24 protein-coding genes are annotated in these 26,549 nt (G+C 63.0%); 11 read left to right on the top strand and 13 right to left on the bottom strand.

The genetic code is table 11. The features are described from left to right. Positions 1-58: 58 nt before the first annotated feature. The 3 genes from T8A63_RS03890 to T8A63_RS03880 all read right to left on the bottom strand — a co-directional run bounded on the left by T8A63_RS03890 (position 59) and on the right by T8A63_RS03880 (position 4,694). Positions 59-931: a 50S ribosomal protein L11 methyltransferase gene (locus T8A63_RS03890; protein ID WP_322345032.1), complete on the bottom strand. Its 873-nt coding sequence runs from the start codon at positions 929-931 to the stop codon at positions 59-61. Positions 932-1,013: 82 nt separating this feature from the next. Next, positions 1,014-2,246 (bottom strand): MFS transporter, encoded by a 1,233-nt coding sequence (locus T8A63_RS03885; protein ID WP_322345031.1) that lies wholly within the window; start codon positions 2,244-2,246, stop codon positions 1,014-1,016. Positions 2,247-2,504: 258 nt separating this feature from the next. Then, positions 2,505-4,694 (bottom strand): primosomal protein N', encoded by a 2,190-nt coding sequence (locus T8A63_RS03880; protein ID WP_322345030.1) that lies wholly within the window; start codon positions 4,692-4,694, stop codon positions 2,505-2,507. A gap of 122 nt (positions 4,695-4,816) precedes the next feature. Here T8A63_RS03880 and fsa point away from each other — a divergent pair, with 122 nt between their 5' ends. Then, positions 4,817-5,470: a fructose-6-phosphate aldolase gene (fsa, locus tag T8A63_RS03875; RefSeq protein ID WP_322345029.1), complete on the top strand. Its 654-nt coding sequence runs from the start codon at positions 4,817-4,819 to the stop codon at positions 5,468-5,470. A 63-nt stretch (positions 5,471-5,533) separates the two neighbouring features. On the opposite strand, the gene T8A63_RS03870 is transcribed toward fsa, so the two are convergent. Further along, on the bottom strand, positions 5,534-6,454 hold the full coding sequence (locus tag T8A63_RS03870) for a nitrilase-related carbon-nitrogen hydrolase (protein ID WP_162931871.1): 921 nt from the start codon (positions 6,452-6,454) through the stop codon (positions 5,534-5,536). Between the two features lie 269 nt (positions 6,455-6,723). Between T8A63_RS03870 and T8A63_RS03865 the strand changes: the two genes are divergently transcribed. The 3 genes from T8A63_RS03865 (at position 6,724) to T8A63_RS03855 (ending at position 8,908) form a co-directional block, all read left to right on the top strand. Further along, positions 6,724-7,431 carry a DUF484 family protein gene (locus tag T8A63_RS03865; protein ID WP_067623124.1) on the top strand — a complete coding sequence of 236 codons (708 nt, stop codon included), beginning with the start codon at positions 6,724-6,726 and terminating at the stop codon, positions 7,429-7,431. Further along, positions 7,428-8,372, top strand: a complete 945-nt coding sequence (locus tag T8A63_RS03860; RefSeq protein ID WP_322345028.1) for a tyrosine recombinase XerC — start codon at positions 7,428-7,430, stop codon at positions 8,370-8,372. The genes T8A63_RS03865 and T8A63_RS03860 overlap by 4 nt, the downstream gene beginning before the upstream one ends. A 107-nt stretch (positions 8,373-8,479) precedes the next feature. Further along, positions 8,480-8,908, top strand: coding sequence for a PACE efflux transporter (locus tag T8A63_RS03855; protein WP_322345027.1), 429 nt, complete (start codon positions 8,480-8,482; stop codon positions 8,906-8,908). Here the strand turns inward: T8A63_RS03855 and meaB are convergent. Further along, the gene (gene meaB, locus T8A63_RS03850; protein ID WP_322345026.1) at positions 8,905-9,879 is read right to left on the bottom strand and encodes a methylmalonyl Co-A mutase-associated GTPase MeaB; all 975 of its coding nucleotides are present in this window, start codon (positions 9,877-9,879) and stop codon (positions 8,905-8,907) included. The two genes, T8A63_RS03855 and meaB, sit on opposite strands and share 4 nt — an antisense overlap. 80 nt (positions 9,880-9,959) lie before the next feature. Here meaB and hrpB point away from each other — a divergent pair, with 80 nt between their 5' ends. After that, entirely contained in the window at positions 9,960-12,383 is a 2,424-nt protein-coding gene (gene hrpB, locus T8A63_RS03845; protein ID WP_322345663.1) for an ATP-dependent helicase HrpB, read from the top strand. A gap of 54 nt (positions 12,384-12,437) precedes the next feature. Here the strand turns inward: hrpB and msrB are convergent, their stop codons facing one another. From msrB to T8A63_RS03825, 4 genes are all read right to left on the bottom strand, one after another. Continuing rightward, complete coding sequence (gene msrB, locus T8A63_RS03840) at positions 12,438-12,920, bottom strand: peptide-methionine (R)-S-oxide reductase MsrB (protein WP_259945823.1); 483 nt, start codon at positions 12,918-12,920, stop codon at positions 12,438-12,440. Between the two features lie 82 nt (positions 12,921-13,002). Further along, positions 13,003-13,557 (bottom strand): fasciclin domain-containing protein, encoded by a 555-nt coding sequence (locus T8A63_RS03835; protein WP_322345025.1) that lies wholly within the window; start codon positions 13,555-13,557, stop codon positions 13,003-13,005. 170 nt (positions 13,558-13,727) lie between these two features. Further along, positions 13,728-14,420, bottom strand: coding sequence for an anti-sigma factor domain-containing protein (locus T8A63_RS03830; RefSeq protein WP_322345024.1), 693 nt, complete (start codon positions 14,418-14,420; stop codon positions 13,728-13,730). Then, positions 14,417-14,965 (bottom strand): sigma-70 family RNA polymerase sigma factor, encoded by a 549-nt coding sequence (locus tag T8A63_RS03825; RefSeq protein WP_120351664.1) that lies wholly within the window; start codon positions 14,963-14,965, stop codon positions 14,417-14,419. Before T8A63_RS03825 ends, T8A63_RS03830 begins: the two co-directional genes overlap by 4 nt. 240 nt (positions 14,966-15,205) lie before the next feature. On the opposite strand from T8A63_RS03825, the gene T8A63_RS03820 reads away from it, so the two are divergent. Genes T8A63_RS03820 through T8A63_RS03805 form a run of 4 tightly spaced genes read left to right on the top strand, consistent with a single transcriptional unit; the run spans position 15,206 to position 19,295 of the window. Continuing rightward, positions 15,206-16,408, top strand: coding sequence for an FAD-binding oxidoreductase (locus tag T8A63_RS03820; protein WP_322345023.1), 1,203 nt, complete (start codon positions 15,206-15,208; stop codon positions 16,406-16,408). Next, on the top strand, positions 16,405-17,184 hold the full coding sequence (locus tag T8A63_RS03815; RefSeq protein ID WP_322345022.1) for an HpcH/HpaI aldolase family protein: 780 nt from the start codon (positions 16,405-16,407) through the stop codon (positions 17,182-17,184). Before T8A63_RS03820 ends, T8A63_RS03815 begins: the two co-directional genes overlap by 4 nt. Positions 17,185-17,196: 12 nt before the next feature. Continuing rightward, positions 17,197-18,039: an NAD-dependent epimerase/dehydratase family protein gene (locus tag T8A63_RS03810; RefSeq protein WP_243262425.1), complete on the top strand. Its 843-nt coding sequence runs from the start codon at positions 17,197-17,199 to the stop codon at positions 18,037-18,039. 23 nt (positions 18,040-18,062) lie between these two features. After that, entirely contained in the window at positions 18,063-19,295 is a 1,233-nt protein-coding gene (locus tag T8A63_RS03805; protein WP_322345021.1) for a mandelate racemase/muconate lactonizing enzyme family protein, read from the top strand. Positions 19,296-19,383: 88 nt separating this feature from the next. Here T8A63_RS03805 and T8A63_RS03800 read toward each other — a convergent pair whose 3' ends face one another. Both T8A63_RS03800 and T8A63_RS03795 read right to left on the bottom strand, forming a co-directional pair. Next, positions 19,384-21,564 (bottom strand): thiamine pyrophosphate-dependent enzyme, encoded by a 2,181-nt coding sequence (locus T8A63_RS03800; protein ID WP_322345020.1) that lies wholly within the window; start codon positions 21,562-21,564, stop codon positions 19,384-19,386. A gap of 130 nt (positions 21,565-21,694) precedes the next feature. Next, on the bottom strand, positions 21,695-22,918 hold the full coding sequence (locus tag T8A63_RS03795; RefSeq protein WP_067630156.1) for an acyl-CoA dehydrogenase: 1,224 nt from the start codon (positions 22,916-22,918) through the stop codon (positions 21,695-21,697). Between the two features lie 97 nt (positions 22,919-23,015). Between T8A63_RS03795 and T8A63_RS03790 the strand changes: the two genes are divergently transcribed. Continuing rightward, entirely contained in the window at positions 23,016-23,915 is a 900-nt protein-coding gene (locus T8A63_RS03790; protein ID WP_300054604.1) for a LysR substrate-binding domain-containing protein, read from the top strand. Between the two features lie 89 nt (positions 23,916-24,004). Next, on the top strand, positions 24,005-24,334 hold the full coding sequence (locus tag T8A63_RS03785) for a hypothetical protein (RefSeq protein ID WP_067630150.1): 330 nt from the start codon (positions 24,005-24,007) through the stop codon (positions 24,332-24,334). A gap of 83 nt (positions 24,335-24,417) precedes the next feature. Here T8A63_RS03785 and T8A63_RS03780 read toward each other — a convergent pair whose 3' ends face one another. Both T8A63_RS03780 and T8A63_RS03775 read right to left on the bottom strand, forming a co-directional pair. Further along, entirely contained in the window at positions 24,418-24,831 is a 414-nt protein-coding gene (locus tag T8A63_RS03780; RefSeq protein WP_120351671.1) for a VOC family protein, read from the bottom strand. A 141-nt stretch (positions 24,832-24,972) separates the two neighbouring features. Continuing rightward, complete coding sequence (locus T8A63_RS03775; protein ID WP_322345019.1) at positions 24,973-26,529, bottom strand: bifunctional metallophosphatase/5'-nucleotidase; 1,557 nt, start codon at positions 26,527-26,529, stop codon at positions 24,973-24,975. Positions 26,530-26,549 lie beyond the last annotated feature (20 nt).

Genomic DNA, 26,549 nt, shown 5'->3' with positions numbered 1-26,549 from the left:
GGCAAATTGTGGCAACAAAGCGGCAAAAGGGTCAAATGCAACGAAAATGAGGCGTAAATTATGCGTTATTTTGCAACGTTAGTGTCGTCCAGTCACCAATGCTCTCACGGTGCATCAGATTGATGCCAGATCGTGCATAAACCTCGATCACCTCATCGGCCTGCTCGTTCAGAAGGCCCGAGAGAATCGCATAGCCCGCCGGTTGCAGCGCCCCGGCCAAATCCGGGGCCAAGGCGACCAGCGGCCCTTTGAGGATATTGGCAAAGACCAGATCAAAGGGAGCAGCTTCGGCCAATTGAGGATGATCAAAGCCTGCGGCCTCGACACAGGTCACGCGGCCCGACAGATTGTTCGCATCGACATTGGCCTGCGCCACTTCGACCGCGACCTCATCGATGTCACTGGCCAATACCGGCTCGGGCCAGATGCGCGCGGCGGCCATGGCCAGCACGGCAGTGCCGCAGCCGATGTCGACAACCTTCTTGCCATGGAACCCCTCGCCAGCCAGACGGTCCAGCGCGCGCAGGCAGCCCAATGTCGTGCCGTGGTGCCCGGTGCCAAAGGCCATGGCGGCTTCGATCAGCAGCGGCTCGCAGCCTTCGGGCACCTTGTCAGCATCATGGCTGCCGTAGACGAAAAAGCGGCCCGCCTCGACGGGGGCCAGCTCGCGGCGCACATGGGCGACCCAGTCGGTTTCGGGCAGTTCAGAGACGGTGAAATCCTTCGCGCCCATCGCCTTGGCCAGCACCGCCAGCGCGGCCGTATCGGGTGCTTCTTCGAAATAACCGCCGACTTCCCACAGGCCCGAGCCGTCTTCGACCTCAAACACGCCAACGCCGGTGGGCTCGGGGATTAGCCGCTCCATCGCTTCGCCCAACGCATAGGCGGGGTCGCGGCCCGTGAGGGTAGTGAGGGCGGTAAAAGTGGGCATGGCGCGGTCCTTTGCTGCGGTGCGGTTGTGCTTCGCCTAGGGCCGCGCGCGTGTCGGGTCAAGCCATGCTGGGTTTCGCGGCCTATTCGGCGGCCTGCGGCACAGCAGTTTGAAAGATCGTCTCATGCCCCGGTGCCGGGTGGCGCGGGATCAACAGTGACAGCATCAGCGACACTGCCGCCATCCCTGCGGCAAGGAAGAACACCGCCGCAGGCGAGACGAGCCAAAGCAGGCCGAGCCCGACTGGCAGGAACACCGCCGCGATGTGGTTGATGGTAAAGGCCACCGCCGCCGTTGGTGCGATATCTGCGGGGTCTGCGATCTTTTGAAAATAGGTCTTCAGCGCCAATGCGAGGGCAAAGAACATGTGATCCAGCACATAAAGCGTTGCCGCAATCACCACACCCCAGCCAAGGTAATAGACGCCGCCGTAAGCAAGGAAGACGATGATCAGCCCGACATATTCAACGGTCAGCGTCCGGCGCTCGCCGAAATGACCCACCGCGCGGCCCATCAGCGGGGCAAAGATCATATTGGCGACAAGGTTGATGAGATAGAGCATGGTGATCTCATGCACTTCAAAACCGAAGCGTTCGACCATCATAAAGCCCGCGAAGACCACGAAAATCTGCCGCCGCGCGCCTGACATGAATTGCAGCGCGTAATAGAGCCAGTAGCGCTTGCGCAGGATCATCTTTTTGTTCTGCACCGTGGGCGCTTCGAACTGTGGATAGGCCAGCATGGCGATGATGGCCACGGCAACGGTGACGCCGCCGCCGATCATGTAAACGATGCTGTAGCTGAGGTTCAGCGTTTCCCACAGCGCCATGATCGCCAGATAGGCCACCAGCGTCGCCAGCGATCCAGCCGCCATAAGCCAGCCGATCATGCGCGGCGCGTCTTCGATCTTAAGCCATTGAAGTTGCAGCGATTGATTCACCGTCTCGTAGTAATGAAAGCCGATCGAGCTGAGCATGGTGATCGTCAGGATGCCGCCCATGGAGGGGAAATATGCGGTAATCGCGGTGGCTGCGCCGAGCAGGACCAGCGACACCAGCCCCAGCACCTGTTCGCGCACAAACAGCAGAATCGCGATAACCCCGATGGCCAAAAAGCCGGGAATTTCGCGCACCGTGTGCAGCAGGCCAATGTCGGACCCGTCGAAGTCTGCCACCTCGATGACGAAGTTATTCAGCAGCGCCGACCACGTGTTGAACGCGATGGGCATGGCCAGCGCCATGAGGAACAGCAGAGCCACGGGGCGGCGCCAGAACGGCAGGCGCTTGGCCTCTTCGAGGGTGATATAGCGGGTCATGGGAATTTATTACGCCGGGGTTTTGGGAATGGCGAGAGAAAAGGCGGGGCTCTAACGCGTCTTTCTTCCCCCAGCTCGGAATCAAGCCGCAGGCGCCGGGCCATCGCCTGCCCCCCCCCGGGTAGGCGATTTGGTGAGGCTGGGTGGGACATTGCCAAAGCACATCATGTCGAGCCATAAAGTGGCAGCGACAAACGGTTGGATCGCCGACCCGCGGGCAGGCGCTGGCCCTCGTTTCCAACCCACCGCCTTTGAGCCTCAATAAAAACTCTGCGGATCGATATCCACGGCCAACCGCAAATCCCCCTTCAGCCGCAGCGCACCAACCCACTTGCTCAGCGCCTCCTGCAGCGCCACGCCCTTATCCGCCTTGACCAACAACCGCACCCGATGCCGCCCGCGCACCCGGGCGATCGGCGCGGGCGCGGGGCCAAAGACCTGCGCCCCCACCGCCCGCAACGGCCCGTCATGCCGCGCCAGATGGTTGCCCAAATCAAACACCGCTGCCGCATCGCTGCCGCTGAGGATGATCCCTGCCATACGGCCGTAAGGCGGCACCCCGGCCTGCCGTCGCTCGCCCGCCTCGGCGGCCCAGAACTTCTCCTCCTCGCCCGCCAAGATCGCCCGGATCACCGGATGCTCGGGCTGATAGGTCTGCAACAAGGCCGCCCCCGGCGCTTCGGCCCGCCCTGCCCGGCCCGCCACCTGCCGCATCAGTTGAAACGTCCGCTCCGCTGCCCGCAGGTCCGACCCGGTGAGTCCGAGATCAGCATCAATCACCCCCACCAGCGTCAGCTTGGGAAAGTTGTGCCCCTTGGCGACCAGCTGCGTGCCGATGATGATGTCCGCCGCCCCTTCGGCGATGCCCGCGATCTCGGCCTTCAGCGCCCGCGCCGAGCCGTACATGTCCGAACTCAGGGTCGCGATCCGCGCGTCGGGCCAGAGCGCAGCCGCTTCCTCTCCCAGCCGCTCTACGCCGGGGCCGATGGGGGCGAGCTTGCCTTCGACCTCGCAAGAGGGGCAAACCTCGGGCATGGGCTTGGTCTCGCCGCACTGGTGACAAACGAGGCGTTTCAGAAACCGATGTTCCACCATCCGCGCATCGCATTGATCGCAACCGATCTGTTCGCCACAGGCGCGGCAGAGCGTGATCGGCGCATAGCCGCGACGGTTGATGAACAGCATCGCCTGTTCGCCGCGCTCCAGCCGCGCATCGACCTCGCGCTTCATCTCGCCCGAGATCCATTTATCCCCCGGCAAACCCGCCTGCCGCATGTCAATCGCGCCCATCTTCGGCATCACCGCCGGACCAAAGCGCGAGGTCAGTTCCAGCCGCCGATACTTGCCCGCCTCTGCATTGGCCCAAGTCTCAAGACTGGGCGTCGCACTGGCCAGCACCACCTGCGCCCCGCAGATTGACGCGCGCAGCACCGCCATGTCGCGGGCGTTATAAAGCACCCCATCCTCTTGTTTGTAAGACGTGTCATGCTCTTCATCCACGACGATCAGCCCGAGGTTCTGGAACGGCAGGAACAGCGCCGAGCGCGCACCGATCACCAGTTGCGCGTTGCCCTCGCCCACCATGCGCCAGATGCGGCGGCGTTCGGTCATGGTGACACCGGAATGCCATTCGGCAGGCTTCGCGCCAAAGCGCTCCTCGACCCGGTCGAGAAACTGTTCGGTCAGCGCGATTTCCGGCAGGAGCACCAGCGCCTGCCGCCCGGATTGCACGGCGGCGGCGACGGCTTCGAGATAGACCTCAGTCTTGCCCGATCCGGTGACCCCGCGCAGCAGGGTCGTGCCATAGGTCTCTGCCTTGATCCCTTCGCGCAAAACCGCCGCCGCTGTCGCCTGATCCTCGGTCAGTGCCTTGCCGGGCAACGATGGATTCAGCCGCCGAAACGGCAGATCGCGGGGGCTTTCCTCTTCGCGCACGGCACCTTGATCGACCAAACCTTTGACCACCGAAGAGGTGACCCCGGCCATCTCCGACAACTCCTTCAGCGTGAAGGCCAGATCGCTATATTCTTCCAGCACCGCCATAACCCGCTGGCGCGCGTCGGTCATGCGGGTCGGCACGCCGTCGCCCGCGCGGTAGATCTTGCGCATCGACGGCGGATCGCCCAAGCCCGGCGCACGCGTGGCCAGCCGCAGCATCGCGGGCAGCGGGGTCAGCGTATAGGCGGCGGACCGCAGCAAAAACTCGCGCATCTCATCGCGCATCGGCGGGGCGTCCAGCACGCGGATCACATGGCGCACCTTGTTGATGTCATAGTCCCCGGCCCCCGGCCCCCAGACCACGCCCATCACCTTGCGCGGGCCCAATGGCACCTCGACAAACGCCCCCGCATGGCAGCCACCTTCGGGCGCGCGATAGTCCAGCGCGCGGCCCAAAGGCTGGGTGGTCATCACCGACAGCAACTCGCCATGATGGTAGAATTCAGCCATGTCTGCCGCATGCTCCGTGTCACTTGGGGGAATTGAGGCTTTAAGCATCGCAGATCATGCGGTAAAGCCAAGGCAAGCAATTGACCTGTTAGCGATCACATTCCAACCCGGAAGGAAAGCCCATGAAATTCTTCGTAGATACCGCCGAGATCGACGCCATTGCCGAACTCAATGACCTTGGCATGGTCGACGGCGTGACAACTAACCCCTCCCTGATCCTGAAATCAGGCCGCAACATCCTTGAGGTCACCAAAGAGATTTGTGACCTCGTCGACGGCCCCGTCTCTGCCGAAGTGGTGGCGCTGGAAGCCGACGCGATGATCGCCGAAGGCCGCAAACTGGCCGAGATCGCCGACAACATCACCATCAAACTGCCGCTGACATGGGACGGGCTGAAAGCCTGTAAAGTGCTGTCCGGCGAAGGCCGTATGGTGAACGTCACGCTCTGCTTCTCGGCGAACCAAGCGTTGATCGCGGCCAAGGCGGGTGCGACATTCATCTCGCCCTTTATCGGGCGTCTGGACGACATCAACCTTGATGGCATGGAGCTGATCCAAGACATCCGCACCGTCTATGACAATTATGGGTTTGAGACACAGATCCTCGCCGCCTCCATCCGCAGCCCGAACCACGTGCTGGAAGCCGCGCGCATCGGTGCCGACGTGATGACCGCGCCGCCAGAAGTGATCAAGAAACTCGCCGCGCATCCGCTGACCGACAAAGGTCTGGAGCAGTTCATGGCCGATTGGAAAAAGACCGGTCAGAACATCCTCTGATCCGGCCTTCGCGCCAAGACATCAAACCCCTTCCGCCCTTGGCGGAGGGGGTTTTTCTTTGCCCTATGCGGCGTTGCCTTCGACGGTCAGGTGATCGCCCGACCACAGGCCGGGGCGCACCTCGGCCTCGGCCGCGCCTGCGCGGATGCGACGGCACTGCCCCACGGGAATCGCCGGAGCCTGCAACACCAGATCCATGCCCTGCGCCGCCGTCTGGGGCGGCAAGGCCGCGTGCATCCCGTCCAAGGCCACCGACACATCGCAGGGCAGATAGACGCTCGCCCCGCCCACGCCGGTATCCTCTTGCCAGGGGGTCAACGGCGCGCCGACCGCGCCGACACAGCACACGGCGGTTTGCAATTCGATCGCCCGCGCCCGTGCACAGCTAAACACGCGGTTGTAGCCGGTGATCATGTCGGTCTTGGCGGGGATGATCACCAGATCAAGGTCCAGCTCGCCCAGTTTCGACCAAAGCGCGGTATATTCCGCATCCAGACAGATCGCGATGACACAGCGCAGCCCGTTCCAGTCGAACAGGTTGATCCCGGTGCCCGCGATGGTCACGCCGCTGGCGCCATTTGCCTCAAGCGGCGTCAGGCTCAGTTTGTTTTGAACTTGCATCCCACCATCCGGCGTCAGGAACCACGCCTGATTGAGATACCCCTCGGGCGCGTCGACCGATGGAAAGGCCACAGGAAATGTGCCGGGCAGCAGGGCGACGCCTGTCTGCTCCACCATGCGGCGCATCGGGTCGAGCGCCAGCGCGGCGGTCTGCGCGAGCCAGCCCAGTTGCTGCTCTGCGGGCAGGTCCGCCGGGGCAAAGCTCAGCCATTGTGCGCAGCAAAACTCAGGCATCACCAAAAGCTGCGCCTCGCGCGCGGCGGCTTGTTGCAGACGCAGTTCCACACTGGCAAGCCAGCTTTGCAGCGAATCCGGCGTGACCTGAAGGTTGGCGGCCCAAAGATCGACAGAGACATGTTCCATGTAAGATTTCCTCTCCCGGCAAGGGCCATTTCGCCGCATCCGGGGGTATGCAGCAGGCTTCGATCAGGCGCGCGTGCCTTGCGGCTGAAATCCGCGCGTCGACCGGGGCCAACACACCCGCGCCGCTTTTGTTCCCGTGGGCTTCGTTCTACATCCCGGCCTGACGCAAGGCGGCAACAAAGACCGCAGGCGTCAAGACCCGTGACCAATTGGGGGCAGATCTTGACGCCCCACCATGCTATGACACCGCAAATCAAAAAGAGACGCCCATGAGCAGCAGCCCCAAAATCGACGACGCCCTGCGCGAGGCGATCATCTCCGCGCCCGATGTCATCCTTGACGACAGCGATGTGATGCAGGCGTTGATTGCAGCGAATGAGAAGGCCATGGGCGGCAACATCGTCGACCTGCGCGGCATCGCGATGGAGCGTTTGGAAACCCGGCTTGATCGGTTGGAAGACACCCACCGCAGCGTCATCGCCGCGGCCTATGAAAACCTCGCCGGGACCAACCAGATCCACCGCGCGATCCTGCAAATGCTGGACCCGGTGGAGTTTGAGACCTTTCTGCGCAATCTGGGTGGCGAAGTTGCCGACATTCTGCGCGTCGACGCGGTAAAACTGGTGCTGGAATCGACCCAGAACGACAATGATCCGGCAGTGCAGCGTTTGGGCGATGTGCTGACCGTGGCCGAGCCGGGCTTTATCGACGACTATCTGTCTCAAGGGCGCGGCGGCATGGTGCGTCAGGTGACCCTGCGCGCACTTCAAGACGGTTCTGAGGCGCTGTATGGCACCAAGGCGGGCTGGATCCGTTCTGAGGCCTGCCTAAAACTCGATTTCGGCACAGGCCGCCTGCCCGGCCTTCTGGTCATGGGGGCCGAAGACCCGCATATGTTTGGCCCGCAGCAAGGCACCGATCTGCTCACCTTCTTTACCGGCGTGTTGGAACGCACCATGCGCCGCTGGCTGTCTTGAGCGAGAAGGCAAATCCGCTACTGATCAGCCCCGCCGCGCGGGACGCGCTGCAAACGTGGCTGGCGCATCAGAGCGCCTTGAAGGACGCAGCGGAGAATACGATCATCGCCTATCGGGGCGATGTGACCGAGTTCTTAACCTTCATGACCCTGCATAAGGGCGACACCCAAGGCCTTGGCGCGCTGGCGAAAATCACCATCAGCGACATGCGCGCTTGGATGGCCAGCACGCGCAGCGGCGGTGTCGGCTCTCGCTCCGTGGCGCGCAAGCTTTCGGCGGTGAAAGCCTTTTATCGCTGGCTGGCCGAGCGAGAGGGGTTCGAGCCCACCGCCGTTCTGCTTGCCCGGTCGCCCAAGTTTCAGAAAAAACTCCCCCGCCCGCTGGCCGAAGACGCCGCCCGCGCGCTGATCGACTGCGTCGAAACCCAAGCACGCGCCCCATGGGTCGCGGCGCGCGATGTGGCTGTGCTGACGATGCTGTGGGGCTGCGGCTTGCGGATTTCCGAGGCGCTCGCCCTTAAAGGTGGCGATGCGCCCCTGCCAAATAGTCTGCGCATCATCGGCAAAGGCGGTAAGGAACGGGTTGTACCGGTCTTGCCCGCCGCCCGTGCTGCCGTCGAAGATTACCTCGCCCTCTGCCCCTACCCGCAAGAGCCGCAGTCCCCGCTGTTTCGTGCCATTCGCGGCGGCGTTTTGGGCGCGCGGGCCGTGGCGCAGGTGATGGCCGATGCGCGGATGCAACTGGGCCTTCCGGCGACGGCCACCCCCCATGCCATGCGCCACAGCTTTGCCACGCATCTGCTCGACGCGGGCGGTGATCTGCGCGCGATTCAGGAACTGCTGGGCCATGCGTCGCTGTCGACCACGCAGGCCTATACTGCCGTGGATACCGCGCGGCTGATGGAAGTCTATAACAATGCCCACCCCAAGGCGGGGCGCTGACCCTCTTGCACCCTGCGGGCCAATCGCCATATTAAGCCCAAGCGAGGACGACCTCCCCCATTTGGGCAGCCACTCGGGACGACCCGACCAATACCGGGACCGCCCCCATGCGCAGTACTGCAGACCGCATCCGCCACGCCATCAGCTTTGAAGTTCTCGCCCTGTTGATCGTCACGCCCATGGGCGCTTGGCTGTTTGACAAGCCACTGCATGAGATTGGCGTCGTCACCATCGTCAGCGCCAGCATCGCGACGGGGTGGAACTACCTTTACAACCTTGGGTTCGACCACGCGCTGCGCCGCCTGCGCGGCACGGTGCGTAAGACGGTGCCGATCCGGGTGCTTCACGCCGTGACCTTCGAGATCGGCCTGCTATTTGTGCTGATGCCCTTCATCGCGTGGTACCTGAGCATCTCGCTGATGGAGGCCTTCCTGATCGACGTGAGCTTTGCGCTGTTCTACCTGATCTACGCCTTCGTCTTTAACTGGGTCTACGACGTGATCTTCCCGGTGCCGGAGCCTGTCCGCCCGTCCTAATCGGCCCGCAGGCGGCGGACGAACTCAGCCGCCGCCTCTGCCGGATCGCGCGCGCCCTCGGCCACGGCGTCACTGAGCCGTGCCAGATCGTCCTTCGCCTGTGGTGTCTCCAACTGCGCCAAAAGTCGGTGCTTCACATCCTGCTCGAACCAATAGCGCGCCTGTGCGGCGCGGGTTCGGTCCCAAAAACCATTTGCGCGCCGCCATTCGATTAACTCCTGCAGCGCGGCCCAAGTCTCGTCCAGCCCGTTTTCCTCCAACGCCGAAACCGCCGTGGCGCGGGGAAAGCCTTCTGGGTCTTGCGGGCGTTTACGCAGCAGGCGCAGGGCACCGGCGTAGTCGGCCCGGGTGCGCGCGGCGGTGGACTTCAGATCACCATCTGCCTTGTTGATCACGATCAGATCGGCAATCTCCATAATGCCGCGTTTCACGCCCTGCAACTCATCCCCGCCCGCTGGGGCCAGCAGCAAAACGAATGCGTCCGACATCTCGGCCACCACCGTCTCGGACTGGCCAACGCCCACAGTCTCGATCAGCACCACGTCGAAACCCGCCGCCTCGCAAAGCCGCACCGCTTCGCGCGAACGGCGCGCGACGCCGCCCAAATGCGTCTGGCTGGGCGACGGCCGAATGAAAGCGCGCGGCTCACGGCTGAGCCGGTCCATCCGCGTCTTGTCACCCAAGATCGACCCGCCAGTGCGCGCCGAACTGGGGTCCACCGCCAGCACCGCCACGCGCTTGCCCTGCCCCGTCAGCGTCATGCCAAAGCTTTCGATGAAGGTGGATTTGCCCACCCCCGGCGTGCCTGAGAGCCCGATGCGCAGCGCCTGCCGGTCGGTCGGCAGCTTCGCCAGCAGGTCCGCCGCCGCCGCACGGTGATCCGCACGGCCCGATTCCACCAGCGTGATCGCCCGCGCCAGCGCGCGGCGCTCGCCTGCTATGATGCCCTTGGCCAGATCGTCGATATCCATGGGCCAACTTTTGCGGGGGTGGCGCGGAATTGTCCATCCCCACCCTTGGCGCGGCGGCGGCTTTGCCCGATAACCGCGCCATGTCCAACGCTGATTTCGCCCTGCCCATCGACGCCGTTCTGCCTGACGTGATCGCCGCCCTGCGCGACACGGGCCGCGTGGTGCTGCAAGCGCCCCCCGGTGCGGGCAAGACGACCCGCGTGCCGCTGGCGATGCTCGACGCTCGCCTGACCAAGGGTCGCATCCTGATGCTGGAGCCGCGCCGCCTCGCCGCCCGCGCCGCTGCTGCGCGTATGGCGGAAAGCCTTGGCGAAGAGACCGGCCAGACGGTCGGTTTTCGCGTGCGCGGCGCTTCGGCGGTGTCGAAAAATACCCGCATCGAAGTCGTCACCGAGGGAATCTTGACCCGCATGTTACAAGACAACCCCGATCTGCCCGGCATCGGCGCGGTGATCTTTGACGAGTTCCACGAACGCTCCCTCAACGCCGATCTTGGCCTCGCGCTTTGCCTCGAAGTCGCGGGTGCCTTGCGGGACGATCTGCTTCTCGTCGCCATGTCCGCCACACTTGATGCCGCCCCGGTGGCAGAGTTGATGGAAGCCCCCATCGTCACCTCCGAGGGCCGCAGTTTTGAGGTGGTGCCGCGCTGGCTCGACAAGCCGATGGGCAAGCAACGGCTTGAGAATGCGGTGGCCGACCTGACGCTGACGGCGCTCGCCGAAGCCCCCGGATCGGCGCTGGTCTTCTTGCCGGGCGAAGGTGAAATCAAGCGGGTCGAGGCGCTGTTGCGTCCTGCGCTGCCGCCGGATTGCACCTTGGCCCCGCTCTTCGGCGCGCTGGAATTCAAAGCGCAGCAGGCCGCCATCGCGCCTGTGCGGTCGGGGCGGAAGGTCGTGCTGGCGACCTCCATCGCGGAAACCTCGCTCACCATCGAAGGCATTCGCATCGTCGTCGACGCTGGCCGCTCGCGCCGCGCGCTGTTCGACCCGGCCTCTGGCATGTCGCGGCTGGTGACCGAACGTGTGAACCGCGCCGAGGCCACCCAACGCGCGGGCCGTGCCGGACGGGTCGAAGCGGGTGTGGCCTACAAGCTCTGGACGCGCGGCGAAGAAGGCGCGCTCGCCGCCTTCCCCCCAGCCGAGATTGAGGCGGGGGACCTCACCGGCTTCGCGCTGGAACTGGCGCTTTGGGGCGCGCAGGCCGAAGAATTAAGCTTTGTCACCCCGCCCCATCCGGGCCGTTTGGCCGAAGCGAAGGCGGTTTTGCGGATGCTCGGCGCGTTGAACGACACGGGCCGCATCACCGACCATGGCCGCAAATTGTCCAAGCTGCCCCTGCACCCCCGTCTGGCGCATATGGTGGCCCGCGGCGGGCCGCGTGCGCCGCTGCTGGCCGCACTTTTGGCAGAGCGTGACCCGATGCGCGGCGCGCCGGTGGACCTGTCGCTCAGGATGGATGCATTGGACGGAAAGCGCAGCGCCACCCCGCCCCATGCCCCGACACTGGCGCGGATCAAGGCCGAGGCCAAGCGGCTGGGCCGGATGACAAAGGGCGACGGACCGGACGGACTGGGCGTGCTGGCGGCCCTTGCCTATCCAGACCGCGTTGGGCTGCGCCGCAAGGGCGAGGCGCCGCGCTATGTCCTATCGGGCGGCAAGGGCGCGATCCTGCCCGCGGCCGACCCGATGGCAGGCACGCGATTGCTGGTGGCCACCGACCTTGACGGCGACCCGCGAGAGGCGCGTATCCGGCAGGCGGCGCTGATCTCGGACGCTGAGTTGCGCAGCACTTTTGCCGACCAAATCCATTGGCAGGAGGTCTGCATCTGGTCGCGCCGCGAGGGGCGTGTGCTGACCCGGCGGCAGGAGGTGTTCGGTGCGCTGGTACTCGAAGACCGCACATGGCCCGATGCGCCCGCGGATGCGGTGGCGGTCGCGATGCTTGACGGTGTGCGGCAATTGGGGCTGAACCCCGGCAAGGCGGCGGCGCTGTTTCTGGCCCGCGCCCGGTTGATGCCCGCGCCCTTCCCCGATTTCAGCGAAGCGCATCTGATGGACACGCTGGACGACTGGCTGCTGCCGCATCTGGCCGGTGTGCGCAGCACTGGCGATTGGAAAGCGTTCGACATCACCCCGGCGCTCAAGGCGCGGCTGACGTGGGAGCAACAGCAAGAGTTGGACCGCAACGCGCCCGCGCATTTCGAAACCCCATTGGGGCGGCGCGTGGCGATCGACTACAGCGGTGAGACCCCCGGCATCGCCCTGCGCCTGCAAGAGATGTTCGGCGTTACCCGGCATCCAACGGTCGGCGGGCAGCCATTGCAGGTCACCCTGCTGTCCCCCGCTCAGCGCCCGGTGCAGGTCACGATGGACATCCCCGGATTTTGGGCAAGTTCCTACGGCGATGTGCGAAAAGACATGCGCGGGCGCTATCCCCGCCACCCGTGGCCCGAAGACCCCACGGTCGCGGACCCGACCCTGCGGGCCAAACCGCGCGGCACCTGAAACGACAACGCGCGCCGAAAGCGGCGCGCGGTCTAATCGTCAGAGCGTCCGTACTCAGGCGGCGGTGAATTTCAACGAGACGCCGTTAATGCAATGCCGCTTGCCCGTAGGCTCGGGCCCGTCATCAAAGATATGGCCCAGATGGCTGCCGCAACGGTCGCAATGCACCTCGGTCCGGCGCATGAAAAAGCTGTTGTCGGACATCGTCTCGACCGCATTTTCTAGCGGTTGGTAAAAGCTCGGCCAGCCGGTGCCGCTTTTGAACTTAGTCGCGGCATCGTAGAGCGGCTGGTCACAGCCCTTGCAAATGAACGTCCCGGCGCGCGTCTCATCATTCAGGGGGCTGGTAAAGGCGCGCTCCGTATCGCCTTCGCGCATGACCGCATACTCGGTATCGCTCAGCATGGCGCGCCACTCGGCCTCCGTTCGCTCAACCTCAAAATCGCCTTCGACATAGGCTGCCAAAGCGCCGCGTGCGCCCAATCCGATGGCGGTGGCGCCCAGAAAGGTCGATGTCAGAAAATGACGTCTGTTCATGGTGTTACTCCTCGCGTTCGGATTAGGTCAACGCCGGACCAGCATGGAGGTACTGGTCCAGCCACATCGTGCGGGTTGCCTATTACTTGGGCACCAGCACGCTGTTTACAACATGGATGACGCCGTTGGACTGGTTCACATCTGCGATAGTCACGCGCGATGCATTGCCGCTCTCGTCGATGATGTAGACGTTGTTACCCTTCACCTGCGCCGACAGCGCGTCGCCGGACACGGCGTTAAAGTGGTAGAACCCATCGCTGGAGGCGCGCGCCTTGGCGGCGATGTCGGCAGCAGACCAGTTGCCCGCGACCACATGCGCAGTCAGCACTTTGGTCAGCATGTCTTTGTTCTCGGGCTTGAGCAGCGTGTCGACGGTGCCAGCGGGCAGCGCATCAAAGGCGGAATTGACCGGGGCGAAAACGGTGAAAGGACCTTCGGAGGCCAGCGTGTCGACCAGACCGGCGGCCTTCACAGCGGCGACCAGTGTGGTGTGATCGGCGGAGTTCACGGCGTTCTCGACGATGTTCTTGTTCTCGAACATGGGCGCGCCGCCCACTTCGGGATTGGCAGCGACGGCACCGGTGGCCAACAGGGCGACAGTGGCGGTCGCGGCGGCAAATGTCTTGAGCGTTTTCATCTGGTTTCCTCCTCAGATGCCCCCCGTTGTGGGCGGCGATACTGGACCCACGGGCCAAGAGTGAGAGGAGTTTCAGAATGGTTCAAAAAATTCGAAATAAAGTTGTAGCGCGTTGTTTCACCCTAGAAAATCGAAACGCCCCACTCGATCAGAGAAGGGCGTTTCGGGGTCTAAAGTTCGGCGACGGTACCGGCAGCCATGATGGTGCCGGTGGGGGCGCCGTCAGGTGCGCCGCCCGGTGGCTCATCCGTGATGGCCAGTGTGATTTGCGCGGCCTCGGGTGCCAAATCGGCGGGCAAGACCACGCGGTTGACTTCACCCTCAGGCAACACGCCCAAAGAGATCGGCGCGCGGTCCGGCAGGATGGCCCAAAGCTCCAGCACGCGGCCTTCGGGTGCGGTGCCCGAGACCCGGCGCAGCGCGATATCGCCGCGCGACATGTCCATGACGGCCAGCAGTTCCAGCGCGCTGTCTTCGGCGGCCATGCGGGTGGCATAGACCTCGCCCGGCGACTGAACCGGTGCCTCGCGCAGCACCGGCAAGGCAAGGAAGGCCACGGTGGCGAGTGCCGCAACCGATATCACTTGCCAGAGCCAGAGGCGCTGCATCAACGGCACCTGCCGCGCAGCGAAAAGCCGCGACATCAGCGTGCGGCGTAGTTTCGCAGGCGGGGCGACGGGCGCGATATCGTCGGTCATCGCCACGAAACGCTCCTGCCAATCGGCGACGCTGCGGGAAAAATCACGGTCTTGAAGTAGGCGCGCGCGCGCCGCCACACGGTCTTCGCCTTCCAGCAGGCCCAAGGCCACTTCGGCGGCCAGAAGATCGTCGTCTCCGGCTGGAATGATGGGGGTGTCACTCATGCGCTCATACACTCCCGCAGGCTCATCAACCCGCGACGCAGCCAAGTGCGCATGGTATTGAGCGGCACGTTGAAACGCTGCGCAAGGTCGGCATAGCTGTCGCCGTCGAGATAGGCACCGCGCACTGCGGCACTGCGATCTGCCTCAAGGTCGTCCAGACAGTTGCTGAGGCGCGTGGCCTCGGACGCGGCCACGGCGGATTGCTCGGGGTTCGGCCCCGGCGCGGCCAGTTCCAGCCCCGGCGTATCAATATTCTGATGGCCTTTGCGGGTGGCGCGCAGCCGGTCGATCGCAGTGTTGCGCGCAATGGTGATCAGCCACGTCATCGGCGACAGGCCATTGGCCTGATAGCGGTCGGAATGGTTCCAGATTTTGACGAAACTGTCCTGCATGGCGTCCTCTGCTGCGGCCCGTGTATCCAACACACGCAGGCAGACCCCGAATAGTTTCGCAGACACCCGATCATAAAGCGCCTCAAAGGCGGCACGATCCCCCAATGCAACCTGTGCAATCAGACGCTCAATCTCTTCACGGTCGCTGTCCAAGGGCCACTCCTTCGGGCGGTGATGTCTTTTGCGGCACAGCAATCATGGTGCGACAGCCGCTACAAAAGTCAACGATGCAATAGAACCGCATCTTTCGAATGCCACCCTGCCCCATCCTTGGGCCGTCGCGCAACCCATCGCGGAAAAACGAAAAATCGCCCTGCCGTTCACAAAGATTGCAGGCTCTGGATGCTTAGGCTACCCACAATTCAGAGGGGAATGCGCAAAGGGAGACTGTGCATGCAAAACGCGCTTGAGACGTCATATGACGTGGTGATCGTGGGCGGGGCCATCTACGGCTCGGCACTGGCTTGGTGGCTGACCAACACGCCGGGATTTGACGGCGAAGTGCTGGTGGTGGAGCGTGACCCCACCTATGAGTTTGCCTCAACCAGCCACACAAATTCCTGCATCCGCCAGCAGTTCACCGCGCCGGTAAACATCCAGATTTCGCAGTTCGGGGCCGAGTTTATTAAGAACTTCCGCCACTTCATGCATGACGATCCCGAGGTGCCGGAACTGACGCTGCAAAGCTTTGGCTACCTCTACCTTGCCGACACGCCCGAGTTTGCCCAGACCCTTCGCGAGGCGCAGAGTATTCAGGCCTCCATGGGCGCGCATACCCAGCATATGACCAAGGATGAAATCGCCGCGCGCTATCCGTTTTACATGCTCGACGACGTGATCGCGGGCAACCACAACACGGTGAACGAAGGCTACTTCGACGGCGGCACCATGTTTGACTGGTTCAAACGTATGGCCAAGCGGCGGGGCGTGACCTTTATCCATGACGAGGTGACGGGCATGACGCTGAACGCGGCTGGCAGCGCCGTGTATGCGGTAACGTTGAAATCCGGCGCAAAGGTCTCCTGTGGCACGGTGGTCAACGCCTCTGGCCCCCGCGCGGCAGCGACGGCGCAGATGGCGGGCATCACCCTGCCCGTCGTGCCACGCAAACGCTACACCTTCATCTTTGACGCCGCCGAGCCGCTAGAGATGGACCTGCCGCTGACCATCGACCCCAGCGGCGTGCATATGCGCCAAGAGGGCAAATATTATATGGCCGGTTGCCCGCCCGAAGATGACTATGACGCGGCCTATGACGATTTCACCTTCGACCATTCGATCTGGGAGGAAAAAGTCTGGCCCATCATCGCCACCCGCGTACCGGCCTTTGAGCGGGTTAAGGTGATCAACGAGTGGGTCGGCCACTACGCCTTCAACACTGTGGATCAAAACGCAATCGTCGGGCGGCACGACAAGGTCGAAAACTTCGTCTTTATGAACGGATTTTCCGGCCATGGGTTGCAGCAAGCCCCCGCCATCGGGCGCGGCACGGCTGAGTTGATTACCCATGGCGCCTATCGCACGCTAGACCTCACGCCGCTGGACTACGCGCGGATCGTGCGTTCCGAGAAATTCATCGAAAAGGCCGTGATATGAAGCACCCCGAGAATACATTCCTGACGGCCATCCGCGCCGGGAAAAAGCAACTGGGCCTCTGGGTCTCCCTCTCGGATGGCTATGCCGCCGAGGTGGTGGCCCATGCGGGCTATGACTGGGTGATGCTGGATATGGAGCACGCGCCGAGCGACATGAAATCGGTGCTGGGGCAGCTACAGGCATTCTCGGGCAGCGACACAACGGCGATGGTGCGGCCCGATTGGAACGATGCGGTCAAGGTCAAACGCCTGATGGACCTCGGCGCGCCGGGGCTGCTGTTTCCGATGGTGCAATCGCCTGAAGAGGCCCGCGCCGCCGTGGCCGCCTGCCGCTACCCGCCGCGCGGTGTCCGGGGGGTGGCCGGGCTGAACCGCGCCAACCAGTTTGGCCGGGTCGAGGATTACAACACCGAAGTTGAGAACCAGACCGCCATCCTGATCCAGCTTGAAACCCGCGCCGCCGTCGAAAACGCCGCCGCCTTTGCTGAGGTTGAGGGGATCGACGGCATCTTCTTTGGCCCCGCCGATATCGCTGCTGACATGGGCCATCTGGGCCAGACCCTGCACGCGGAGGTCTGGGAGGTGATCCGCCCCGCAGCCAAGCTGCTGATGGACAAGGGCATTCCCGTGGGCACGCTGGTCACCGACCCCGATTTCGCCGCCGAACTGCTGAACGAAGGCTTCACCTTTGTCGCCTGTGGCACGGATGTGGGTCTTTTGGCCAAAGGGGCCGATGCCCTGCGCGCCCAAGTGCGCGACAAGATTTCTGAGACGTGAAAGGAAGATGTTATGAAATTTAAGAAACTGGTCCTGACAGGTGCTGCCGGTCGGCTTGGCTCTTACCTGCGTGAGCCGCTGGCCGCGATGTGCGAAGAATTGGTCAGCTCCGACATCGCCGAGGACATCGGCAAACTCTATGACGGCGAGCGCTATCAGAAGGCCGATCTGGCAGAATACGATCAGGTCGCCGCCCTGATGGAAGGGGCCGACATGGTGGTGCATTTCGGTGCCATCGTGGACGAAAAACCCTTTATGGAGCTGCTCGGCCCGAACTTCGTCGGCTCTTACAACGTGTGGGAAGCGGCCTATCAAGCAGGCGCACGCCGCGTCGTCTATGCCTCCTCGATCCATGCCGTGGGGATGCACAAGAAATCCGATTTCATCGGCATTGACGCCCCCCACAAGCCTGACACATTCTACGGCCTCGCCAAATGCTTCACCGAAGACCTCGGCTCAATGTATTGGGACAAACGCCAGCTTGAATCCGTGCATCTGCGCATCCTGAGTGCCGCGCAGGTCAACAACTCCCGCGCGCTCGGCTCGTGGCTAAGCTATGACGATCTGATCCAACTGGTGACCCGCGCGGTCGACACCCCCTCGGTCGGTTTCTCGGTCATCTACGGTGTGTCGAACAACGACCGCGCGCCGGTAGACAATTCCAAGGCGTCCTTCCTCGGCTACCGGCCCAAGGACAACGCCGAGCAATTCGCCGAAAAAGTGCTGGCCGAAGAAGGCCCTGTCGACATCACCGACCCCGGCCAGATGTGCCACGGCGGCCCCTTCGCCAAGGTCGATCTGGGCGAAAGCGGCATCGCGCAGATGACCATCGTCGACGACAAAAAAGAGACCTGATCAGGCTCCGAGGAGGGACCGTCATGAAGCTACAAGACCTCGATATCATCGTGACGGCCCCGCCCGCCCCCGGCTGGGGCGGGCGCTATTGGATACTGGTCAAAGTAACCACCGACACCGGCGTGACCGGCTGGGGCGAATGCTATGCCGCCAGCGTCGGGCCCGACGCGATGCGCGCGGTGATCGAGGATGTCTTTGCCCGCCACATGCAGGGCGAAAACCCCGAGAACATCGAGCTGATGTTCCGCCGCGCCTATTCATCGGGCTTCACCCAGCGGCCAGACCTGACCGTCATGGGCGCGTTTTCGGGGCTAGAGATCGCCTGTTGGGACATCCTTGGCAAAGACCGCGACCGTCCGGTGCATGCGTTGATCGGCGGGCGCACCAATGACCGGGTGCGCGGCTATACCTACCTCTACCCGCTGCCGCATCACAGCATGGCGGAGTTTTGGACCTCGCCCGAGATGGCAGCGGAATCGGCGGCAGATTGCGTGGCACGCGGCTATACGGCGGTGAAATTCGACCCCGCTGGCCCCTATACGCTGCGCGGCGGGCATATGCCTGCGATGTCGGATATCAGCACCTCGGCGGCGTTCTGCAAAGCCATCCGTGAGGCCGTTGGCGACCGTGCCGATCTGCTCTTTGGCACCCATGGACAGTTCACCACCGCAGGCGCGATCCGGCTGGGCCAAGCGATCGAACCCTACAGCCCGCTCTGGTACGAAGAGCCGATCCCCCCAGACGCGCCTGAGCAGATGGCCAAGGTCGCGCGCGGCGTGCGCATTCCTGTGGCAACGGGCGAGCGGTTGACGACAAAGGCCGAGTTCGCGCCTCTGTTGCGCGCCGGTGCGGCAGAGATTTTGCAACCGGCGCTTGGCCGCGTGGGCGGTATCGCCGAGGCCAAAAAGATCGCCGCCATGGCCGAGGTCTATAACGCGCAGGTGGCACCGCATCTCTATGCTGGGCCGGTGGAATGGGCGGCGAATGTGCAGCTTGCTACCGCGATCCCGAATATCCTGATGTGCGAATGTATTGAGACGCCGTTTCATGACCAGCTGATCAAAGGGTCAATCCGGGTGGAGGATGGCTTCATCACCGCCCCCGATGCGCCCGGTCTGGGGATCGAGGTTGATGAAGACCTTGCCCGCGCGCATCCCTACACAGGCGATGGCCTGCATCTTGAGATGCGCGAAGCGCCTTGTGACTATGTGAATGGGAATAATTTTCAGGGCGGTGCGCCTGCAGAGAGCCACTAGGCGCGCAGGGCTATGGGCCACGGAAGACCGAGGGCCATAGCCTGCCTGCGGGTCGGCGCCTGCCGCTTGAATCCGGTCCGGGTGGCACCTACGCCCTCCCCAACAACTCCCGCGCCGCTGCAACGATCCCCTCGCGCGAGGGCAGGGTCGCCGCATAGGCCGGACCCGTGGCGATAAAACTGTCCTCCGCCGTTAGCCGCGCAAAGCGCTCAACGCCGCGCTCTGCCATCAGCGCCATCAACGCTTCGGCCTGCCCGCCCGTCCTGCGGCATTCGTCGACGATCAGCACAGGCCGATCCCCGATTGCTGCCAACAGTGCCTCTTCCGGCAGTGGGGCCAACCAACGCAGGTCTATCACCCGTGCCTTGACGCCTTGCTCCGCCAAATCATGCGCAGCCTGCTGGCTCAGATAATGCCCGTTGCCATAGCTCACGATCGCCAAATCGGCCCCCTCGCCCGTGACACCAACCTCGCCCAGACCAATCCGCTGGTCTGGTGCCGGATAATTCCGCATCCAGCCGCCGTCCCCGGCCTCCAACAAATCCCGCATCGGGTAGAGCGCAATCGGCTCGACAAAAACCACCACCCGCTGCTCCTCGCGCGCCAAACGGTGCGCCTCGCGTAGCATCATCGCGGCGTCATCCCCAGCCGAGGGGCAAGCAATGATGATCCCCGGAATGTCACGCAGCACGGCCAGCGAGTTGTCATTGTGGAAATGCCCGCCAAAGCCTTTCTGATAGCCCAAACCGGCGATGCGCAGTACCATCGGATTGGTCCATTGCCCGTCCGAGAAGAACGGCAGGGTGGCCGCCTCGCCGCGCAACTGGTCTTCGGCATTGTGCAGATAGGCGAGGAACTGGATCTCAGGCATCGGCACGAAACCGTTATGCGCCATACCGATAGCGAGACCCAGAATGCTCTGTTCATCCAACAGCGTGTCGATCACACGCCCCGGCCCAAACCGGCCCTGCAACTTTTGTGTCACGCCATAGACCCCGCCCTTACGGCCGACGTCCTCGCCCATCAACATGGTCTCGGAATGCGAGAGCATCAGATCATGCAGCGCCCAGTTGATCAGCCGCGACATCGGCTGCGGGTTGTCCATTTGCGCCATGTCGCTGCCAAAGGTTTCGGCCCGCACTTCCGCGCTCGGCCCATTGCTCGGCGCGCAGTCGCGTTTGGGCGGCACGAGGCTCGCCATCACATCGGATGCCGTCTTGAGACGCGGGCGTTTGATCACCTCTGCCGCCGCTTTCGCCACGGCATCTTGGGTCTCGCGGTAAATCTCCAGCGCCTCATCGGCGTTCATTCCGGCCTCCACCAACAGGCGCGCGGAATGCAGCAGCGGATCATTCGCCTCATCGGCCTCGACCTCTGCACGCGGCAGATAGGAAGTCGCCACATCCGCCCCCGCATGACCATAAAGCCGCACGGTGCGCAGATGCAGGAAGGCAGGCTTGCGGTGCACCCGCACGTAATCCGCCGCCTCTTTCGCCGCTGCATAGGCCGCATGAAGGTCCAGCCCATCGCCCTCAAAATACTTCAAGCCCGGACGGGCAGACATGGAGGCCTTGATCCATCCCGTCGGTGTCTTGGTTGAGATCCCGATGCCATTGTCCTCACAGACGAAAAGCAGCGGCAGCGGCACGCCCTGAACGGCGGTCCAGCAGGCGGCATTGATCGCGCCCTGCGCGGTGGAGTGGTTTGCCGAGGCATCGCCGAAACTACACATGGCAATCGCATCGCGTGGCAAGATTGCGTGCTCGGGCCGGTTGCGCCGTGCCATGCCGATGGAATGCGCGGCCCCCACGGCCTTGGGCAGGTGGCTGGCAATGGTCGAGGTCTGCGGCGGGATCATCAGCGGGCGCGAGCCCAGCACCTTGTGCCGCCCGCCACTGATCGGATCCTCAGCCGAACAGGCGAAACTCAGGAGCATATCGCGCAGCATGTCCTGCCCCTCGGCCTGATCGGCCCGGGCGATCTGGAACGCCGCATCACGGTAGTGCAGGAAGGCGATGTCATCGACCCGCAGCGCCGCCGCCACCGCCGCCATGCCTTCGTGCCCGGACGAGCCGATGGTGTAAAACCCCTGCCCCTCTTTCTGCATCACACGGCTTTGCAGGTCGAGCGCGCGGCTCAGCACCTGCGCGCGGTACAACTGCTCTAGCGCGGCACGATCAAGCGCCTTTTTGTCGGAGGTGGAAACGGGAAAATCCCCCGCCGCGACGCGACGGAGGAAGTTCTCATGAACGATGGCAACGCGGTCCATGGGGCCTCTTGGAATAGGAAGTAATCGCACTCGGCGAAAGCATTTCGGCCAGAAAGAAAGGCGCCGCCTCTCGTTCTGGCCATAAGTATTTGAGAGTGGCCGGGGGAACAGTTCCCCCCATTGCCGGTCTTTAGAAGAACGCCTGCAGGCCAGTCTGGGCGCGGCCCAAGATCAGGGCGTGCACGTCATGGGTGCCCTCATAGGTGTTCACCGTCTCAAGGTTCATCATGTGACGGATCACTTGAAATTCACCCGAGATGCCGTTGCCGCCGTGCATGTCACGCGACATGCGCGCCACGTCGAGCGCCTTGCCACAGTTGTTGCGCTTGACGATCGAAACCATCTCAGGCGCGGCATTGGCGGCATCCATCAAACGACCCACTTGCAGCGAGCCCTGCAGGCCGAGCGAAATCTCGGTCATCATGTCGGCCAGCTTCTTCTGGAAAAGCTGGGTCTGGGCCAGCGGCTTGTTAAACTGTTTGCGATCCAACCCGTATTGCAGCGCGGCGTGCCAGCAAAATTCCGCAGCACCCATCGCACCCCAAGAGATGCCGTAGCGCGCGCGGTTCAGACAGCCAAACGGCCCCTTCAGCCCCTGCACGTTGGGCAGCAGCGCGTCTTCGCCCACTTCGACGCCATCCATCACGATCTCGCCGGTGATCGAGGCGCGCAAGGACAGCTTGTTGCCCACTTTCGGCGCGCTCAGGCCCTTCATGCCCTTCTCCAGCACGAAGCCGCGGATCTTGCCGTCATGCGCCTCGGACTTGGCCCAGACCACGAAGACATCGGCGATGGGGGAGTTCGAGATCCACATCTTGGAGCCGGTCAGCTTATAGCCATTCTCGGTCTTCACGGCGCGGGTTTTCATGCCCGCAGGATCGGAACCCGCGTCAGGCTCGGTCAGACCAAAACAACCGATCCATTCGCCCGAGCAGAGCTTCGGCAGATACTTTTGGCGCTGCTCTTCGGAGCCATAGGCATAGATCGGATACATCACGAGGCTCGCCTGCACCGACATCATCGACCGGTAGCCGCTGTCGACCCGTTCAACTTCGCGCGCGACGAGGCCGTAGGAGACATAGCTGCCGCCCAGCCCGCCGTATTCCTCGGGGATGGTGACACCCAAAAGGCCCATCTCGCCCATCTCGCGGAAGATTTCGGGGTCGGTCTTTTCCTCGGCAAAGGCTTCGATGACGCGCGGTTGCAGCTTTTCCTGCGCATAGGCACGGGCGCTGTCGCGGATCATGCGTTCGTCTTCGCTCAACTGGCTGTCGAGGCGGAAGGGATCCTGCCAATCGAAGGTGCCAAGATCGGGTTTGTCCTTGGCGCGCAGCTTGGGGGCGTCTGCAGTCATGATGCATCCTTTCGGGTGATGTGATTTGCGGCAGTATTGCAAATTGGCGGCGCAAACTCTATCGCTGCTTTGTCCTGAGTTCATGAGAAAAAGTCATATGATCGCGCCGCGCCGCTTCCTGCCTTCGATCTCGGCCCTGCTGTCTTTCGAGGCTGTGGTGCGGCTGGGCACCGCCACGGCGGCGGCGCAGGAATTGAACCTCACGCAGAGCGCGGTAAGCCGCCAAATCAAAACGCTGGAGGAACAACTGGGCGTGTCGCTGATGATCCGACAGGGGCGGCGGCTGAGCCCGACGCAGGCGGGATTAGATTATGTAACGCAGGTGCGCGACATCCTGAACCGGCTGGCGCAGGCCTCGGTTTCGGCCCGGACGAACCCCACGGGCGGCACGCTGGATCTGGCGATCTTGCCCGCCTTCGGCATGCATTGGCTGGCCCCCCGGTTACGCGATTTCGCAAGAGATCATCCTGAGGTGACAGTCAACCTCTCAACACGGTTGCGGCCCTTCGCCTTTGCAGGCAGCCGATTCGACGCCGCCATTCATTTTGGTCATGAAGACTGGCCCGGCGTGCGCTATCTGCCGCTTTTGCCGGAAACGGTGGTGGCCGTCTGTGCGCCTGATTTACTGGCCGAACCTTTGGAGGATGCGCGCGATGTGCGGCATCTGCCGTTGCTGCATCTGGAAACCCGCCCGCGCGGGTGGGCGCGGTGGCTATCATCGTTGGGGGTAACCGATGAGCCGCCCGGCGGGATGATGTTCGACCAATTCTCGACCATGGCGCAGGCGGCGATCCACGGGCTGGGGGTGGCACTGCTGCCGACCTTTTTCGCCCGCCCCTACCTGCGCGACGGGCAATTGGTGCTGGCCGCGTCGCAAACCACGCAGAGCATCGGCAATTACTATCTCGTCTGGCCCGAAGACCGTGATGAGACCGCCGCCCTCGGGTCTTTCCGCGGCTGGCTCGCCCAGCAGGCGGAGCCCGCGACAGAGAAATAATTCAGCCCGAACCGGCCAAAGTTATGCCGCATTTACCTCGTATAAAACCGGCTAACCTGCCCGCATCGGGCGATCCAAAGGAGCAGATGATGCTAAGTTCATATCGCAAAAGCGCCGGTGCTCTGGCCCTCGCCCTGAGCGTTTGCGCAGCCAGCGCCATGGCCGAGAACCGCAATGTGCTGATTGTTGACGGTGCCTATTTCCCAGCGCTTTCACATGTGCAGCCGGGCGATCAAGTGGTCTTTACCAACAATGCCACGGGCAGCCACACGATCACCGGTGAAGGCGATGCCTGGACCAGTGACGCGATCCCCGTGAACGGGAGCTACACGCTTGACATCACGGCAGAGACCCCGACGACCTTCAGCGGCCAGACCTTGGAAGAGCCTGCCTTTGAAGGGGCGATCAGTTTCGACTAACCGGCCCCGCGGTTGCGCGGCCCATTCAGACCTACCAAAGCCCCGCCCTCAACCGCGGGGCTTTGGTGTTTCATCGCTGAGCCTTACTGAGCAAAGACACGTTCCATATCGGCAAAGCCTTTGACCTCGATCGGGTTGCCCGAAGGGTCGCGGAAGAACATGGTCGCCTGCTCGCCCGGCTCCCCTTCGAAACGCAGCGACGGTTCGATCACGAAATCAACCTTCGCGCCTTTCAGCCGCTCGGCCAGCGCCTTCCAATCGTCCATCTGCAAGACCACCCCCAGATGCGGCATCGGCACCATATGCTCGCCCACCTTGCCGGTGGCTTCTGTGGCGAAAGGCTCCCCCAGATGCATCGAAATTTGGTGGCCAAAGAAGGAATAATCGACCCAAGTCTCGGTCGAGCGGCCCTCGGTGCAGCCCAGCACATCGCCGTAGAAGGCGCGGGTCTCATCAAGGTCGCGGACGTTATAGGCAAGGTGGAAGGGGGTCAGCATGGGTGGTCTCCTATCTATCTGCTGCCCTGTGTAGCCTGCCCGGTAGAAGGTGCAAGAGCGCGACGTTCCTCTCGGATCATCAAATTAAAAGGGCGCGCCCCTTGCAGGACGCGCCCTTTCCGGTCAGGTCATAACCTGTCGTTACTTCATGGTGATACGACCGTCGGGATAGGGCTTATAGGTGCCATCCTTGGCCAGATACTCAGCCGTGACATCCGCCAGATCAGGGCCATAGTCATAGGCATTGGCGGCGTCCTTGAACATCGCGTAACCATCGCCGCCATTGCGAACGTAGTTGTTCGAGACTGCCCCATAGGTCTTTTCGAGGTCAATCGGCTCACCTGCCACCATCACATCGCTGATCCGGCTGCCAGCTTCGGCCTTGGGGTCAAAGGCAAAGGACATGCCCGCCACTTGCGGGAAACGGCCGGCCCCCTCTTCATGCTGGCTCACGCCGTTTTCCAACGCCTCGATCAGCTGCGCGCCGGTGACTTGGAAGGTTGACAGCGTGTTTTGGAACGGCAGCACGGTGAGGACTTCGCCCATGGTCACCTCACCCGCGTCGATGGAGGCACGCAGCCCGCCCGAGTTCGCAATCGCCACGTCGATGCCCTGATCCTTCACCCGGTCGAGCATCGCATCAGCCACAAGGTTGCCCATTGAACATTCCTGTGCGCGGCAGTTGCCGCGTTCACCATCAATCGCCTCAGCGGTTTCAGCGACGACGCGATTGCGGATTTCCTCAAGCGGCTTGGCAGCTTCGGCGATACGGTCAACGGTGGGCTGATCCTCGGTCACAGCCGCGTCCATGATCAGCGGCTCGCCCTCGGCCTTGGTGATATTACCCTCATCATCGAAGGTCACATTCAGCTCACCCAAGAATTTGCCGTAGGCATAGGCCTGCACGATCGCGGTCTCACCCACCATCGTCGGATAGGGGCCCTCGGCACGCTCGTTCGTGTTGCTAAGCAGCGTGTTGGTGTGGCCGCCCACTATCACATCGACGCCCGTTGTTTCTGCCGCAACCTTTTGGTCGACGCCATAGCCCGAGTGGCTGAGCACGATGATCTTGTTCACGCCTTTGGCGATTAGCAGATCGACCTCCCCCTGCACCGCTGCGACCGGGTCAGAAAAGGTGACATTGTCGCCGGGGCTGGCGAGCTCATGGGTATCCTCTGGGGTCAGACCGATCAGGCCAATTTTTTCTCCCCCCTTCTCGATCACGGTGGATTTGGCCAGCTTGTCGGCCAGAAGCGGTTCGCCCGAGACATCGGCGTTGGACATCAGCACCGGGAATTCCACCGCATCCATAAACCCGCGCAGAACTTCGGGGCCATCGTCGAATTCATGGTTGCCCACGGTCATCGCGTCATAGCCCATCTGGTTCATCATCTCAGCGGCGAGTGTACCCTTGTACTGGGTGTAAAATAGTGTGCCCTGAAACTGGTCACCGCCATCCACAAGGATACTGTTGCCCGCCCGCTCGCGTGCCTCGGCGATCGCGGTCATCAGACGGGCAGAGCCGCCGAAACATTCGCCAGCGGTATTGTCCTCGGCGCTGCAGGGGCCGTCATATTTGCTGATCGGCTCAAACCGATCATGGAAATCATTGGTGTGTAAAATGGTCAGATTATATTCAGCCGCCGCCATGCCACTGGTCAAAGCCAGCGCTGCGGTCGCGGTCAGGAATTGTTTCATGATAGTTCCCCTGTTGGTTG

Origin of the sequence: Sulfitobacter sp. OXR-159 (assembly GCF_034377145.1) — a bacterium.
Lineage (GTDB): Bacteria > Pseudomonadota > Alphaproteobacteria > Rhodobacterales > Rhodobacteraceae > Sulfitobacter.
This window is presented reverse-complemented; position numbering and strand designations above follow the sequence as displayed.